At 35.9% G+C, this 16,911-nt stretch carries 15 protein-coding genes; 6 read left to right on the top strand and 9 right to left on the bottom strand.

Features of this window, described 5'->3' with window-relative positions:
- Positions 1-145 precede the first annotated feature (145 nt).
- Positions 146-331, top strand: coding sequence for a histidinol-phosphatase (locus ACQKN3_RS03875; RefSeq protein ID WP_427709525.1), 186 nt, complete (start codon positions 146-148; stop codon positions 329-331).
- A gap of 192 nt (positions 332-523) precedes the next feature.
- Positions 524-1,153, top strand: a complete 630-nt coding sequence (locus ACQKN3_RS03870; protein WP_427709523.1) for a LysE family transporter — start codon at positions 524-526, stop codon at positions 1,151-1,153.
- Here the strand turns inward: ACQKN3_RS03870 and ACQKN3_RS03865 are convergent.
- Positions 1,135-2,490, bottom strand: coding sequence for an amino acid permease (locus ACQKN3_RS03865; RefSeq protein WP_427709521.1), 1,356 nt, complete (start codon positions 2,488-2,490; stop codon positions 1,135-1,137). The two genes, ACQKN3_RS03870 and ACQKN3_RS03865, sit on opposite strands and share 19 nt — an antisense overlap.
- Positions 2,491-2,791: 301 nt before the next feature.
- On the opposite strand from ACQKN3_RS03865, the gene ACQKN3_RS03860 reads away from it, so the two are divergent.
- A complete protein-coding gene (locus tag ACQKN3_RS03860) occupies positions 2,792-4,270 on the top strand; it encodes an aldehyde dehydrogenase family protein (RefSeq protein WP_427709519.1) in 1,479 nt (492 codons plus the stop codon).
- Positions 4,271-4,860: 590 nt separating this feature from the next.
- Complete coding sequence (locus tag ACQKN3_RS03855; protein WP_427709517.1) at positions 4,861-6,291, top strand: carbon starvation CstA family protein; 1,431 nt, start codon at positions 4,861-4,863, stop codon at positions 6,289-6,291.
- 164 nt (positions 6,292-6,455) lie between these two features.
- Here ACQKN3_RS03855 and ACQKN3_RS03850 read toward each other — a convergent pair whose 3' ends face one another.
- The 6 genes from ACQKN3_RS03850 to ACQKN3_RS03825 all read right to left on the bottom strand — a co-directional run bounded on the left by ACQKN3_RS03850 (position 6,456) and on the right by ACQKN3_RS03825 (position 13,380).
- Positions 6,456-6,905: a YtxH domain-containing protein gene (locus ACQKN3_RS03850; protein ID WP_427709515.1), complete on the bottom strand. Its 450-nt coding sequence runs from the start codon at positions 6,903-6,905 to the stop codon at positions 6,456-6,458.
- Between the two features lie 327 nt (positions 6,906-7,232).
- Entirely contained in the window at positions 7,233-8,432 is a 1,200-nt protein-coding gene (locus ACQKN3_RS03845) for an MFS transporter (RefSeq protein WP_251687475.1), read from the bottom strand.
- Positions 8,433-8,566: 134 nt separating this feature from the next.
- Complete coding sequence (locus tag ACQKN3_RS03840; protein WP_427709513.1) at positions 8,567-9,730, bottom strand: acyl-CoA dehydrogenase family protein; 1,164 nt, start codon at positions 9,728-9,730, stop codon at positions 8,567-8,569.
- 148 nt (positions 9,731-9,878) lie between these two features.
- Entirely contained in the window at positions 9,879-10,871 is a 993-nt protein-coding gene (locus ACQKN3_RS03835; RefSeq protein ID WP_427709511.1) for a VOC family protein, read from the bottom strand.
- Between the two features lie 59 nt (positions 10,872-10,930).
- On the bottom strand, positions 10,931-12,502 hold the full coding sequence (locus tag ACQKN3_RS03830) for an MFS transporter (protein ID WP_427709509.1): 1,572 nt from the start codon (positions 12,500-12,502) through the stop codon (positions 10,931-10,933).
- An 11-nt stretch (positions 12,503-12,513) separates the two neighbouring features.
- Complete coding sequence (locus ACQKN3_RS03825) at positions 12,514-13,380, bottom strand: alpha/beta fold hydrolase (RefSeq protein WP_251687467.1); 867 nt, start codon at positions 13,378-13,380, stop codon at positions 12,514-12,516.
- A gap of 188 nt (positions 13,381-13,568) precedes the next feature.
- Between ACQKN3_RS03825 and ACQKN3_RS03820 the strand changes: the two genes are divergently transcribed.
- The gene (locus tag ACQKN3_RS03820; RefSeq protein WP_427709506.1) at positions 13,569-15,362 is read left to right on the top strand and encodes a V4R domain-containing protein; all 1,794 of its coding nucleotides are present in this window, start codon (positions 13,569-13,571) and stop codon (positions 15,360-15,362) included.
- Between the two features lie 158 nt (positions 15,363-15,520).
- On the opposite strand, the gene ACQKN3_RS03815 is transcribed toward ACQKN3_RS03820, so the two are convergent.
- Positions 15,521-15,736: a hypothetical protein gene (locus ACQKN3_RS03815; RefSeq protein ID WP_427709504.1), complete on the bottom strand. Its 216-nt coding sequence runs from the start codon at positions 15,734-15,736 to the stop codon at positions 15,521-15,523.
- A 448-nt stretch (positions 15,737-16,184) separates the two neighbouring features.
- On the opposite strand from ACQKN3_RS03815, the gene ACQKN3_RS03810 reads away from it, so the two are divergent.
- Positions 16,185-16,490 carry a DUF5658 family protein gene (locus tag ACQKN3_RS03810; protein ID WP_353056552.1) on the top strand — a complete coding sequence of 102 codons (306 nt, stop codon included), beginning with the start codon at positions 16,185-16,187 and terminating at the stop codon, positions 16,488-16,490.
- Between the two features lie 99 nt (positions 16,491-16,589).
- On the opposite strand, the gene ACQKN3_RS03805 is transcribed toward ACQKN3_RS03810, so the two are convergent.
- A complete protein-coding gene (locus ACQKN3_RS03805) occupies positions 16,590-16,850 on the bottom strand; it encodes a small, acid-soluble spore protein, alpha/beta type (RefSeq protein WP_427709502.1) in 261 nt (86 codons plus the stop codon).
- Positions 16,851-16,911 lie beyond the last annotated feature (61 nt).

Below are 16,911 nucleotides of genomic sequence, written 5' to 3'. Positions count from 1 at the left end.
CTATTTCTATCCTATACAAGAACACTTGTTTGTATGCGTTAATTATTGAATTTATCCATCTGGAGGAAAAACTTTCAATCGAATAATTGAGTATTTTTCATCGCTGTTTAAGCCATTCTAACTTTTGTTAAGGAGGTGAACAGCTATGGAAAATAATAAACTTAATATTAAACGTCAGCGAAATAACAACAACAACAACAATAATAATGAATTTGAATTCGGTGAAGATTTCAACTTCGAAAATTTAAATAATCAAAATCAAATTAATCGCAACAATAATAACAACAATAACTTCAATAAGAATAACAAAAATAATAACAAGAATAAGTAATAATACGGACTCCCTTTAGTGGAGATTGTATTATTATAACGATCCCCCAACATATATATATTAACTAAGCAGCCCTTTACCTCCCCACTGGTAAAGGGCTGTTTAATTATTGAAATAAAAATTATTTTTATAGTTGTACGAGTCCCTCTATCTGAATAAGATGCACAGACATCATTTTAAGGAGGACGTTTATTGAACTCAATAGCTGCTTACATTTTTTTAGGTGTATCTTTAGCTGCGCCTATCGGTCCTGTCAACGCAGCGCAGCTTGATACAGGGATAAAAAACGGGTTTTTTCATGCACTTATTTTTGGCATCGGCGCTTTAACCGCCGATATTTTGTACATGATATTGGTTTATTTCGGAATTGGCCAAGTGATTGAATATTCCCCAGTAAAAGTATTTCTTTGGTCATTTGGCTGTTTTGTACTTACATATACCGGGATAGAGAATTTACTTTCTCTGCATAAAATTGAGTTAGCTTTAAAATCCAACAAAAAAACTACTCGTCTTAGACAGTCATTATTAACAGGCTTTCTCATGTCATTATTGAATCCGCTCACTATCCTTTTTTGGCTTGGAATCTATGGCTCAGTTCTTGCAGAAACAAACAAAGTCAGTACGGAAAATCAAATAATTATTAATAGCCTTGCCGTCATCATTGGAATCATGTTGTGGGATACGATAATGGCCGCTATCTCCAGTGGAGCCCGTAAATTATTATCTACCGGGTTTATAAACATCATTTCCATCATCTCATCGTTTGCAATGATTGGGTTCGGTATTTACTTTGGGATTCAGGCTTATAACGCATTATTTTGAGGTTCTTCCTTCTTCCATCGTTTTCGCATAAATAAGACGATACTCCCTATTACTGCGAGAAATACTAAACTGATAAAAAATCCTGGACGACTTGTCTGATGGAATAGTGTTCCGCTAACCGCTGAACTGATTAGTAATATTCCAATAATTCTTTTCACTTTATCGAAGGTAGTCGTCTCAACCAACCTCGGGTATATGAATAAAATAAAGAGCCAGTTATAAAGTAGCATTAATGCCGCTGCAGTCGTTATATATTCGTATACTTTGTCCGGCAGTAATAAAGACGTAATGATAGAAAGTACAAGCCCCAAAGTTGTTAAAGCAATTGCAGGCAATGGCATTTTGAGCTTCTTTTTCTTCTGTTTACTGAAGATTTTAGGAGCGTCTCCGTCCTCTGATATTGTCACAAGTATTGTCGTAACTGAGAACAAGGATGCAGACATGGTTGAAAACCCGGCAATAATAATAGCTGCTATAAATACATGAGGGAAAAATTCAATATTATGGGCACCTGATAAAGCCTCAACAAACGGACTCTTGCTCTCCTTGAACTTATCATACGGCTTCAGTAATAGAGCTAATATAAGTGCCGTTACATAAATAATTCCAAGCAGCCCCAGCATCACTTTACCCGATTTAGGGGCATCCTCTTTATTTTTAAGATGAATCGCCATTATACTCATTACTTCGATTCCGCCATGGGCATAAAACGCAAATATAAGAGCGCTCCAAAACCCGATGAAGCCTTTCGGGAAAAATTCATTCACGGATTGCGGGATGTCAGGAGTTGACTTTCCACCAATTACTCCTGTCAGCGCTAATATTGCAATGATTATAAACATAAAAATAGCTGCAATTTTCATCACAGCAAATACGCTTTCCAATTTCCCAAATGCTTTCGCTCCTATAAATAGAACAATGAGACCGAGAACCGCATAAATTGCTGCGAATATCCACAATTTAATATTAGGAAACCAAAACTTAGTTAATAATGAAATTGCGGTAAGTTGGCTACCAATAATTAACATTTCTGAACACCAGTAAACCCAACCGCTGCTAAAACCCGCCCAACGTCCGTATGCTTTTTTCGCATAGGTACGAAAAGATCCTTTCTGTGGATCAGATGCAATCATTTTAGCAAGAGCCTCAAAAACAATATACGTAGCAGTAGCTGCCATTATAAAGGCTAGAATAACAGAAGGACCTGTCATTTTAATCGCTATACTTGACGCAAGGAAAAAGCCTGTACCAATCGTACAACCTACCCCAATAAGCGATAACTGCCACCAAGTAAGATTTGCTTTTTCATCGTTAGCACCCGACGCTTTTTTTCCCATTTCTTCACCTCCACATGAAAATAGCCTTCCACAAAAAAGTGGATTTATGTGCTATTGAGATGATGAAAGCACTTCTAATAAGGTAATAAGTTGGTCATTCCTAAAACCCTATAATTGTATAAAAAGAGTGAGTGTTGAGTAGAATGAATTCGCTTAATACTTTCTTGTAAAATTTTGATACGACAATTGGAGTTGATATTAATTAAGGTAATTTCTAGTATGAGCAACTATCTTGAAGAATGACTTAAACAGGAATAATATAGTTATTGTAACTTAATCTCACTATTCGGAGGGGTTTAATATGAATAAAGCACCAATAACAGTTAACGCTATTATTAATGGCGAAAAAATACAAACAGATAAAAAAATTACGCGTGAAAATCCAACACACCCTGAGCAAATTGTTGGTTACGCTCCAAATAATACGAGAGAGGAAACAATCCAGGCAATCGACGCGGCATATAAAGCCTTTAAAAATTGGGCTTGGAGTGATGTGGAAGATCGTATCGCAAGAATGCAACGTGCCATTCAGAAAATAAAAGACGCAACACCTGAAATCGCTGAGTTATTATCTCGCGAACATGGGAAAGCGTTATATGATGCCCAAGGAGAAATTGCTGTTTCACTTATGTGGATGGAATTTGCCGTTGATAATGTGAAAAAAGTGACAGCTCCCGAGGACAGCAAACATGAAACTGGTCGAACAATTATTACACATGACCCAATCGGTGTTGTATCAGCGATCACGCCTTGGAACTACCCGATTTCTCTTTCAACAATCAAAATCGCTCCTGCTTTGTTAACAGGTAATACAATGGTATTAAAACCAAGTCCATTCGCTCCTTTAGCGGTAAGTCGTGTAGCCGAAATCATTGCTGACGAATTCCCTGCAGGTGTACTGAACTTAGTTAACGGAGATGCAGAAGTTGGAATTGAACTTACATCTAACCCGAAAGTTGCGAAAATCGCTTTTACAGGTGGTACAAATACTGCTAAACATATTATCAAAGCAGCATCTGAAACGATTAAAAAAATGACCCTGGAACTTGGCGGTAATGATGCAGCAATCGTATTAAATGACTTTGATGTTAACGATGAACGTGCATTACGAAGAATGGTTATTGCCAACTTCCTAACAGCTGGTCAAATTTGTATGATTGCAAAACGTGTCTATGTCCACCGTTCAATTTACGATGCGTTTGTTGAAAAATATATAGAAGCCGCGAACAAATGGATTAAAGTAGGCGACCCATTCCATCCAGATGTTACAGTCGGTCCAGTAAATAACAAAAACCAAGTAGAATATGTAAAAAGTTTAGTGGAAGATGCCAAAAATAAAGGGGCAAAAATTATTCCATTAGGAACAATTCTAAACCCTGAATTAATGGATAACGGTTACTTCTTACAACCGACACTCGTGTTAGGTGCAGATGTTCATGACCGTGTAGTAGTGGAAGAACAATTTGGCCCTACTGTTCCAATCCTTCCATATGACGATGAAGAACAAGTTATTCAATTACACAATGAAAGCATATACGGTTTAACAAGTTCTGTTTGGGGCGAAGAAGAACATGCTATAAAAGTGGCTCGTCGTATTGAAGCAGGTACAACGATGATTAACACTGCCGCAATTCAAGGGTTAGATGTTCGTTTCCCATTTGGCGGAGTTAAACAATCAGGCGTAGGTCGCGAATACGGATTAGATGGCATCAAATCTTATACAGAAACTCATGTCATCAACCTGCCAAATGACTTAGAATTACCTTATATTCCTGAATAAAAGTATTTCAATAGAAAAGAGCATTAATCCCCAAATGGTTAATGCTCTTATTTTTGTCTATTTACTTATCTGTGCCCTGTGCTTTCAGGATCTGATATGGGACATTTAATTTTAAGCACCCTGGCTTAACCCATTACTGCTACCCTTCACTTCTTCGCCTGCTTCTTTGACTTTCCCTACAGTCTTAGCTTCATCACCAATTTCTTCTGCAATTTTGCGTATGCAGGGTATGGAACATCAACGAAATATGGGGTTGATTTTATTAATGGTGATGGATGAGGATATGATAAGCATGCACAGCCATTTTCAGAGAGGTATTAGCGAATTTTCCATTTTTACTGGAAATCCAAAAGATTATTTCCATTTTTATCAATTTATTACGAATATTTATAAATCTCTATCCAAAATTATTTAATTTTTATTATATTTTTATATAACAGTTTTCACTACATAATGTTTGTTTATCTATATTTTATTTGCATATTTACACTTTTAATCAATACTTATACTGAATTTTCTAAATATTGTGTTTACAAACGTAGTCTTCCATTACTATAATTTGAGTTATCAGAAATATTGGAGGAAGATATATGTATACACTTCTTGGTTCGATTACTCTATTAATTGTAGGGTATATCATATATGGAAAGTTTATTGAAAAGGTGTTTATTGTTAATGATGCAACGCCGACCCCAGCTTATACAAAAGCGGATAATTTAGATTATATGCCCATGCCTGCCTGGAAGGGCTGGATGATTCAATTATTAAATATCGCAGGGCTTGGACCTATTTACGGTGCCATTGCAGGTGCACTGTATGGACCCGTTGCCATGATTTGGATCGTATTTGGTTGTATTTTTGCCGGTGCCGTTCATGACTATTTTGCAGGGATGTTATCATTACGTCATGGAGGCGCACAATTCCCGGCACTTGTTCAACGTTATTTAGGTAAAGTAATGCGTGTCTTCACTGATATCGTTTCAGTAGTATTAATGGTTTTAGTAGCAGCTGCCTTTACTGCTGGACCAGCTGCTGTTCTTTCGTCAAAATTAGGAATTACATTTATGACAGCACTTATTGCGATTTTCATCTACTTCTTATTAGCAGCAATTTTACCGATCAATCAAATTATCGGTCGTATTTATCCAATATTTGGTGCAGTTTTAATCATTATGGCTGGTGCGGTATTAGTATCACTACTCACTTCAGGTATTGCGATTCCTGAAGTATCTTTAACTAATATGCATCCGAATGATTTACCGGTTTGGCCATTATTAATGATCACGATTTCTTGTGGCGCAATCTCTGGCTTCCACTCTACACAAAGCCCGATAATTTCAAGAACAATCAAGAAAGAATCGGAAGGTCGTAAAGTCTTCTACGGTGCCATGATTGGTGAAGGTGTCATCGCATTAATTTGGTGTGCGGCTGGTATGAGTTTCTATGGCGGTACAGAAGGATTATTACCAAAAATCTCCGAAATTGGTGCAGGTGGTGTAGTAGACGAAATTTCAATTGCATTACTTGGTACATTTGGTAGTATTTTAGCAATATTGGGGATTGTAATTTTACCAATTACAACAGGTGATACTTCATTACGTTCAGCACGCATGATTGTGTTAGACTTTTTAGGCTCTCGTTTTTCAAAAAATAGTACAACACCAATTTTAGCAACAGTTGCAGTTGCAGCACCCGCATTTTTCCTATCAACAATTGATTATCAATTCTTATGGCGTTATGTAGGGATGACGAATCAAATGGTTGCAACAGTTATGCTATGGGTTGCAACATCGTATTTATTGAAATCAGGCAAGTTCCACTGGATTGCAGGTTTACCAGCCCTATTCATGACCTCTGTCGTATTTGTATACTTAATGGTAGCGCCAGAAGGATTTGCGCTTGCTTATGAAACAGGTGTCGTCATTGGTTTAAGCTTTACAGTCCTAGTTTCTTTCATTTATATTTATCAAATCTTTAAGCATAAAGCTTTTACAAATCCGGTATTTTTAACAGAGAAATAAGGGATTCAGACTTTTGCTAACATAAAATCTCGCATTTTTATAATTCCTAAAAATGCGAGATTTTTGTTTTGAGAATATTTTCGATTTTATACTAAATGAATTCAAAATCTAAATTAATTTTACGTTAATCATTTAAAATTTCACGGAAGCTAAGCACCTTGGCTTTACCCATTACTGCCACCCTTCACTTCTTCGCCGGCTTCTTTCACTTTCCCACCGATGTCTTTTAACTCCGTTGTAGCTTCTTTGGCATGTGAAAGAATTTCACTAGACTCGTCCTTTACCATAGTAACTGGGAGAATAATATTCTCGTTTACTTTTTCATAAAGATTTTGAGCATCGCTTATAGCGTCCTTCAAAACGGAAGAAGCGGATTTCAGTCGCTCTTGCAAGTCATCCTTTACTTCTGAAGGATTGTTTTTAACTTGGCTGTACATATCCATTGTCGAATCCTTCATATTTTTGGTTGTCTCAGTTACTTTATTTCTTGTATTTGAGTCAAGCATTGAAAGCGCACCACCAATAACTGCCCCGATTACCATTCCTCTTAAAAGCTTACCATTATTATCATTTTCTGTTGTTGTCGATAAATTGTTATACGAAGTTTGTGTCATAATGAATGCTCCTTTTTGTTTGAATTTGTTAACTTATACGTTAGTTGCCCGATATTTTTCTCATTCAAACAATTAATTCTTTCTTTTATTCACTAAATTCCCTTCGTAGAGGGCATTAATAAAATCTGTATCGTCCTCTGTTACTGCATCTGATACGTTTGCTTATGTAAACGCCTGTTCTGGATTAAAAATTAAGCAGTTTGCGTCAGAGCCAACAAACATCGTATTTGCATTTGTAGGTAACGATTGCTTACCTTTCAATCGGGCGTTCATTATTACATTGGGCCTTTTTAGTACTTCTTATTCGATTCATTATTTTAATTCATATTAGAGAGAGTCAACGGCCGGCTCTGTTGTATTTGATTTTTTTAACGACCAAATATAAGTTAATGCAAAACAACTTAATAAAATGAACGTTCCAAAGATATACGGGGCTTCCATTTTCCAATCATATAAAATACCTGCACATATTGGACCAATCATATTTCCTAAACTCATATAAGCATTATTTACCCCTGCAGCAAATCCTTGTCCATCCCCTGCCATTTTACTTATTATGGTGTTCACAGCTGGACGAATCAACGTAGCAGCAATAGCATTTAAACTGGCAACAGTTAAAATGATGAAATATCCACTTACATAAATCAACAAATATAACGTCACTGCAGCTAACATTAAATTAACCATAATAATTTTGACTTCACCAAAACGTGCAAAAAGCTTATTGATAATAAACAACTGAATAATTACACCAGCGACCCCACTAACGACTAGAATCGTTGAAATTAAAAACGGTGAATAATTAAATTTATCATTCAAGAAAAGGGACATTGTCGCTTGAATGTTAGCAATTCCAAAACTAAATGTGAACACAACAACCAAAAACACAAAATACGGTAGTTTTACTGAAAGTATCATTTGTTTAAATATATTATCTCGTGGGCTTTGCGTTAGAGATGAAACCCTTTCCTTTTGCTGTGGCAGCATGTAGAATGTTAAAATCGCTGTAATAAATGCAATCATCCCTGCGAAATAAAACGGTAAGTCTAAGTTAATTTCTGCTAAGCCACCGCCAATTCCCGGGCCAATTGTAAAGCCTAAACTAATTGCAGCACCAACCAAGCTCATCCCTTTTCCCCGATCTTCTAGAGGAGTTATATCCCCCACATATGCTAAAATCGTTGGCATGATGAAAGCCGCACCGATACCGCTCATAAACCGTGAAACAAATAAAACCCAGAGCTCGTCCGTATAACCAAATAATACTTGTGCTATGCCGTAAATAATGAGCCCTGTAATAATAATATTTTTGCGACTATAGCGATCTGAATAATTCCCAATAATAGGAGAAAAAATAAACTGTGATAAAGAAAATGTGGCTATTAAAAAACCATAAATCTGACCCCGTGCGCCAAATACTTCTAAATAAGCAGGCATTACAGGAACAATCATGCCGATGCCACCCATTGTAATAAACATATTAAACATTAGTAAATAGAGGATCGGTTTATAATTACTATTCGTCATAGCATCATTCCTTATTGACGTATTAGAAAAATAGATAAGTTGTAAACATACTCAGAGAGCTCATTGAGTATATCTACAACTTACTTCCTAGCGTATTTTTTATCGACTTCATGGAAATGATTGATGCTTTTACGCTATCCCAATACTTTTGTTGGATAATCAAATAAATGTTTTCCATATACATCAATAGCATCTTCATATAGCGATGTAACATGTGTCCCAATTGCAATTAAGTCACGTGTAATCATTTCAACCGGATGTCCTTTAATTAGAGCAAAGGCACCTAAAGTTAAGGTACATTTAATGGAGATATCAATACAAATTTGAATAATTTCTGCACGAATCGCTTTAAATTCACTTGGATGCACATATCTGTCCGATTCAAGCATCTCAATGTATGTTTTCATTAAGCTTTTCGCTGAATGCAGCTTAACCATCAGAGTCGCTAAAACTCGTTGGCTTCGTGGACTGGCTCCTTCATTTTCCCCTGACATTCTGACACGACCTTGTGAAGCTTTTTTAAATTCATCTAAAGCACGTTCTGCGGCACCAATAGACATTGCAGGGAACCCAACGAAGAATGCCGGATGGAACGGTGCGTTATAATATAAATAATCTTCATCATAATCTTCAAAATCCGGTTCGCGTTTATGACCCATCTCTTGTAAATCAATAACTAAATCTTCTGGTACAAAAACCTTGTCGACAATAATCGTATGACTACCGGAACCTCTTAACCCCATTGAATCCCAGTTTTCAATAATTTGGATATCCTTAGTATTTATTACAAAGCCGGCCATTGTTTTTTCAGTCGAGCCTTCTTTTTGTAATAAAGCTCCAACGCCAACCCAACCCGCATATTTAATGCCACTTACGAAATTATATTTCCCGCTAACGAGATATCCACCTTCCACTTTTTCGATTTGACCGATTGGGGCAAATATGTCCGCAAGTAGACCTCCAGACTGTACAATTTCTTTTTGACGATGTTCAGGTAAATAAGCTACCCATGCATTGTGTAACGAAAAGAAATAAGTAATCCATGCAGCCGATAAATTATAGTATCCCACTTCCTTCACCATATCTGCAAAAGTTGTGAAATCAATTTGAGGACCGCCATGACGTTTTGGTAAAATTAATTTGGAAATTTCCTCTTCACGAATTAGATTAATAATAGTTTCTGAAATAGTTGCGTTACAATCAGCTTGCAGTGCCTCAGCTTCAGCCGCTTCCCCTATTCTTTTAGCACTTTCAATTAAAGTTTGACGAATATCCTTACTTTGAATTTCTACATTCATATTCATTACTCCTTTGCTCAATTTTAGTTGAAACCCTTATCCTTCTCTCTAAATTTACTTTTCAAATTACAAGAGGGAGTTGTCCGAATTCCAACTTGATATACCTGCCAGGATTATTGATGATTAATAATAGTATAGGAGTAGTTACTTATTCCACACTTGTTAATAAACGACCAGCTGTCAATGTAGATTCGTCATCTTTCGGATTTGATAAGCCCGACTGTTCGCCCCAGTATGTGAAGCCAACTGCCATTTCATCAAATGACCATTTAACCGGCTCCCAATCCGGCTCGAAAATCAGATAGCCATTAGAGAATATTTCCAGACGTACACCGCTCCCCGGATCTTTTACATAAATATACATTGCTTGGGAAATACCGTGTTTGCCAGGTCCAACAAATTTAATTTCATGCTCACACAATATATCTGCCGCTCGTAAAACATCTTGCGAATTATCTAACCAATATGACAAGTGATGCAGTTCATGGGGTGTTTTTGCTCCAGGTGTTGACATAACAGCAACGTCATGCACTAAGGGTGTTACACTCATCCAGCCTGAAATTTGCTTATCATCAGGTGATACCAGATACTCGCGCATTTTAAATCCAAGCTTTTCTGCCAAGAAATCAGTTACAATTTTTGAGTCCATGGACGTAGCTAAATTCACATGATCGATACGACGTGGAGAAATACCTCGTGCCCAAGCTTTGTATGTTTGATTTTTCAACACGGCCTTTCGATGTAACTCTGGTTCCGGCTTCTCCATCTCAAAGTAAATTTCGAAATTGTGACCACTTGGAAGTTGAAAACGGATTGCATCACCTTGACCTGTTTCAGTTCCTGCTGCTACTTCTTCTACTTCGACCCCTGCCTCTCTTAAAAGAATGGCGAAGTTGTTTACATCTTCTTTTCTTTTTGCCTTCCAGCCGATATGATCTATACAAGATTCCTCACCAGCTGTAATAGATAATGTGTGGTGTTCGAAATCACCCCAAGCTCTTAAGTAATGAACACCATCCACTTCAACAGTTTCTTCTAAACCTACAATATCTTTAAAAAACCATAACGATTTTTCTAAATCTGTAGACACTAGTGCTACATGACCTAGCTTTGCAATTTCTGGTGCATAGTTGAATTTCATCGAATTCCTCCCGTTAATTTATATTTCTATATATTTACTGATAGCGCTTTCATAAATTCCTATACTTCCTCTAAAACCGTGTTCTGCTGTACATTTAACTCAGGTACTTCAACCGACATTGGTTTTAGTTTCAATAAACCAAGACTAATTAATGCAATGACAATAAATAATGCAAGGTTAATAATGCCTAATGTTTGAATACCGGCAGCTACACTTTCCATGTTCGCTGTTGACAGCAGCTCAGTGAATTGAACATTTGCCTGCGCTAAAATAGTATCCAATGCCATTGGAATTTCACCTGTAGTTTTTGCTTCGATTAACTGTACCGTTTGCTCGGCATTCAATCCCAATTCTGTTGCAGATGCTGTAATAGCACTATCAAATCCGCGGGAAGTTGATAACCCGTAGATTGTTAATCCTAACGTTGAACCAATTGGTAATCCCAGATCTTTAAATAGTGTGAATGTACCTGTACTGACACCTTTCTTATCTTCTGGTGTATAGTTGATAACGATTTTCATTAACGAAGCATTTAACAGGCTTGAACATATACCAACAAAAGCCATTACTGTTAAAATTGTCATTAATGAAGAGGTCATATCGACACGTAAATAAAGAACAATACCAATAAACCCAGAGATAATTGATAGATATACAAGGTATATTGGATTAAAACGATCCAATAAGTAACCTATGAGAGGGGATATTACCATAGCTGTTGTAAATAATACAGTTGTAATCATCCCTACCTGCAGTGCAGAAACATTCGGGTTATCTGCTGCCAAGAATGTTAACGACATTAATATGCTTAACATCATAAAATTTTGTACTGCAATCAAAATTGAAGGAATATAGACGCCCTTCATTTTGAGTAATTTTAAATCGACCGTAGGATTTTTTTCTTTCTTTTGCATTTGCAGGAATACCAAAAGCACAATTACAAATGTGACGGCTCCTCCAATTAGCCAACTCACGCCAAAATTTGTATAAATTAAAGGAAGGCCAACAAGCAGTGTAATAGCCGTCATAAAGATAGTTACACCTTTATAATCAAGCTCAGATTTTTTACCTCTTTCACTCTTTGGTACAAATAAACTTATGAGAAGTAAACCGATCAATGATAAGAATGCGCTTACAGCATATACCGATCGCCAGCCCCATGTTTCGATTAGAGCCCCTGAAATTGCGCCTCCTGTGCCGGTTGCAATATATGAGAAGAGCATAAATAAACCAATGGCCTTACCTCTTTTTTCTGTTGGAAACAACTCAGGTATATAGGCAAAAACATTCGGGAAAATTAATGCATAACCAACACCTTGAAATAAAGCCCCTATTAGATAAAATGATACGTGCGGTGTAAAAACTTTAAGAGTTTGTGCCAGGACAAAAATGATTAGACCCGCAACAATTACTTTCTTCCTCCCTATTTGATCGCCCAAACGACCAAATAATGGTGACAAAGCAATTGCAGCAGCACTAGCCAATAAAGTTAAAACACCACTATTTGCAACACTAATTCCAAAATCGGCACTAATATAAGGTATCGCTGGTGTACTAAAAGCGTTTGCTTCCAGAGCAACAAATATCCCGAGCAACAGGACTATATAGATAAACCATGAATTTTTCCTCATCAATTCACCTCTTATTTAGTTAATTGTACTTCTGAAGCTTGACTAAAGAATTGATTAACTAACTGGATGAAACGGTCGAACTTTTCAATTTGTACCCAATGACCACATTCTTTTAATAACACAAGTTCTGCATTTGGAAGATGTTCAAGTACCGATAGGCTAGAGCTGTGTGGTACAAAACGATCTTCGTAACCATGAATTAATAGCACTTGTTGCTTGATGCGGCGCAGTGCACTTGGTGGAATCGTTAACTCATGTGGTAATGTTGCGAATAATGTAGGATATAGTTCACGAGTTTCCGGTTGCATAATATTTTCATAACGCATTTTCACAATTTCCTCTAATTGGTCGCCAACAACGGACTCATCATACATAAACCAAGTAATTAAATTTCTAAATGCCTGAATTGTTGGATCTCTAAAGAATTGTGTCATACGAACAATTTCTGGTGTTGGTCCACTATTCGGTGCTCCACCACCGCTTCCCATTAAAACGACTTTATCAAATCGGCTTTCATCATACATCAACGCATTTAACGACACTACTCCCCCCATTGAATTCCCTACTAAGTGAGCCTTTTCAATATTGTTATAATCCATAATTTCAAGTACCTGTCTTACGCGAGCAGTAGTCCATTCCCAAAATGTGATCTTTGTGTCTTCCGGTAAATCTGTTTTACCAAACCCAATCATGTCGGGTGCAATTACATGATACGTTTCACTTAATTTATTCAGGACGCGACTCCAGTTTGACTCGGAATTTGCGCCTGGACCTGAGCCATGTAAGAATATAATAGTCTCACTATTTCCGACACCACCTTCACAGTAAAAACTATTAAAACTACCCGTATTCACTTTTTTCGTTTCATAACTACCCATCTTTTAAAACCCCCTAAATTTTTTAACGCCGTCACGTTATTAACTTTAGATTAACTATTTTTTTTTACGAATTTAAGAGTATTTTTCATTTTTATTTTTAAATTTTCTGATAATTTTCATTGTACTATTTCAAGACTCCATTAAAATATAACTAACGACGTTTTGTAATTAAGAGGGGGAGCATGATATTGGTCATTAACACATCAAATATATCAACTGATTTAATTATTACATCACAAGGTTTTGGAGTATTAAGGAAGGCTTTAATCGAAAATATAGGAGTAAAAAGAGCAAATTCCTTTTTATTTCATTTCGGAAGAGATTTGGGTGTTTCTAAAGCGGAAGAATTAATGCGCAACTATTCATCTGTCGACGATTTAATAACACTTGCTTCTGAAGTCCACCGAAATCTTGGTCATATATCCGGTATTGAAGCACTTGGTAAAATTACGAAGTTAACTGATGGCACACTGGAGTTTGAAGAAGTATTTGGAAAATGGTTCGATTCATTTGAAGCAAAATTGCATCTCGAGCATTTTGGGTTATCTTCACAATGTGCTTGTTTTACGCTTAGTGGATTTGCTAGCGGCTACTTATCAACGATTTACAATGAAGATGTTTATGCAATCGAAACAAAATGTCAATCGATGGGTTATCCTGATTGCAGCTTCGAAATCAATTCGAAACGATATTGGATGGAAAAAGAGCCTGACAATGAAATTCTCAAACAAAATCCTACAATTTTCGAGGAGCTCTCTTTAACTTATGATAATTTACTTCATCAAAAAAGAACGTTAAATAAAGTATTAACTTATCACAGTCAATTAACAGATTGTGTTGTGAAAGAAGATAGCTTAAATCATGTATTGTCAACAGCATATGACTTGCTCAACATCCCCATCATTATCAAAAATATTCACAACAAACTCGTAGCGGTAAGAGGCATCACAGAAGAAGAATATGCGAGAATAAATACGTCTCCCAAAAATAAAACAACACTTAACAGGCATAATGAAACAATTTATAAAAAAATTGGACCCTTTTATGAAATGACGACCCCGATTAACTTAGACCAAAAAAAATTTGCCACTTGTTCTTTTATTTATAAAGAAGATCAGGCAGTCGATGATAACGATTATTTATTTTTAGAACGGTTAGCTTCTGTAGCGACTCTTTGCTTCATGAAAGAAAAAATTAGTTTCGAAACGACTGAACGGCTGAAAATATCCGTCTTAGATCAATTAATTAATCAGCAACACGCTTCCCTAAATGAATTCGCTTCGCATCTTAATTATATTTCGAACAATATTGAAGGACCATATTATATCCTTAAAATAAAATTTGTTGACCCTAAAAATCAGTATTTACTAATTGATTCGTATGATCAATTGTTACAGTTCTCCCAAGCATTCAAATTCTTTTATATTGATGCGTTACTTACGCTTATACAAAACGATATTGTAGTTCTGATTTACAATGGAAAACCAATTGATTTATTAACTAACGAGTTAATAAAGGTTCTTAACCAAATTCAAAAAAATAACCCTACCCTACAATATAAAATAGGTATTAGCATACAATCTTTATCTTTAACGAACCTCCCACATTATGTGAAACAAGCAAACCATGCTGTTAATTTACCGCGTAAGAAAACTATCATTACGTATGAAGAACTTGGTATATTGGGTAACTTTTTAAGTAATACAGATCTCGATACAATTAAACAAATAGCTATGGAGGAACTGAAGGACTTATTAAAAGAAGGCAATGACGAACTTCTCTATACCCTCTATAGATATTTAATCAATGGGAAACACCTTGAAAAAACAATGCAGGATCTATCACTATCAATGGGTGGACTTCAGTACCGAATCAGGAAAATAGAAGATATAACAGCTAAAAATTTAAAAGAATTTTCAACAGCTTCGTATTTATTATTATTAATTGAATCCTTAATTACACTTGGAGAATTAAAATGGTGAGCAGTAAGTTGGGTCTGGATGGTCGTGCAAATCTTTTTTTTTCAAAATCATATATCCAATAACACGTTTATCTACAAAAGCACAATTCTTTTTTCAAGAATTGTGCTGCTTAGTATGTAATTATTTCAAAGCTCGTTTATGTAATTTAAACTTATGTATTATCGAACACTACCTCGCCATTTTTGTAAATGCCCTTCTACCGCATGAGTGTTATTAACAAGATCCAATATTTCTGAACTCATTGCTACCTCTTTTGCTGCCACTACTCTTTGATCGGATACAGGTACTTCTACTTTTTGATTGTTTTTCTTTTCTGCAATAGTATTACCTATCATTGCTTTGATTGTATGTGCTTCTATACTGTTTACTTTCATGTGACGTTAGTTCCTCTCGATTACTATCTTTTTCTTAATATTCCTATTTTTAAATTATAGCCTACTATATGACTTTTCTCTCAGTTATTTCTGTGTATATTTTCTCACTTATGTATACTTTTTAAATAATCCATTAATTATTTAGGTTATATATACTACCTCACGGAATTTATATTACCAATTTTACGTAATATTTTAATCCAAAAGAAATGATATTCAGCAGTATCTTAGACGGTCCCTAATCCGCTCTTAAAATGTAGCCAATTAATATAATGTATAAAACTCGTATTGTTCATTAACTTTATATACTTCCTCATATACCCCTCCCCTTTCACTCCAGTTATATAAACAGTATAAAAATAATCACTTTGGTAAATGCTTATCTAAAGTTGGAGAGATTTAGAAGAACGTAGACAAGGAGAGCTTGCTATTCGAGCAATGAGTGATTATGAAAAACTTGTTCAATATCAAACGTATGTTGTTGGTTATTTTATTATTAAATCTAATTGATGGCATTTGTACGGCTTGGGGACTCAGTAATGAATGGATTGAAGAAGCGAACCCGCTGATGAGTTCGTTTTCGCCCTTAACAATCCTCGGAATAAAAGTCGCCTTATCTGGTGCCATGTTGTTACTGTGGAAATCAAATTTCCCTACAAGATTAACGAATGTTTGGCGAGTAGTTCTTACTTTCGTCATGTTCTTATATACTGGGATATTTGTTATGCACATGACATGGATTTCATTGTTGTAGTAAAATGCAGATTAGTTGAGTACTTAAAATGAAATCGTCTTCTAATAAAGAAAAGTGCTGCAAACCCTTAATACTAAGGAATTTGCAGCACTTTTTAATTTATTGTTCTTTTTTTAAACTTTCTTGTGCCATTTTAATAAGCTCCTTAACCATGCTACCACCAATTTTCCCGCCTACTTTACCAGCTTCAAAAGAAGTAAGTTTGCCGTTATATCCTTCTTTTAGAGGGATACCTAATTCCTTAGCTACCTCTAGCGCTGTCACTTCAGGGCTGCTAGAACCGGTTACTTTCGCTTTTAATAGATCCAGCTCTTGTTTAGCTTCGGGTACAAGAATTTTATTTCGATTCTTCTTTGCCATAAGATTGCTCCTTTTAAGCTAGCATAGGCATATAAAAGCAAAAAATACTGGCAGATAATGT

This window comes from Solibacillus sp. NPDC093137 (assembly GCF_050280445.1).
In the GTDB taxonomy this organism is placed as follows: Bacteria; Bacillota; Bacilli; order Bacillales_A; family Planococcaceae; genus Solibacillus; species Solibacillus isronensis_B.
This window is presented reverse-complemented; position numbering and strand designations above follow the sequence as displayed.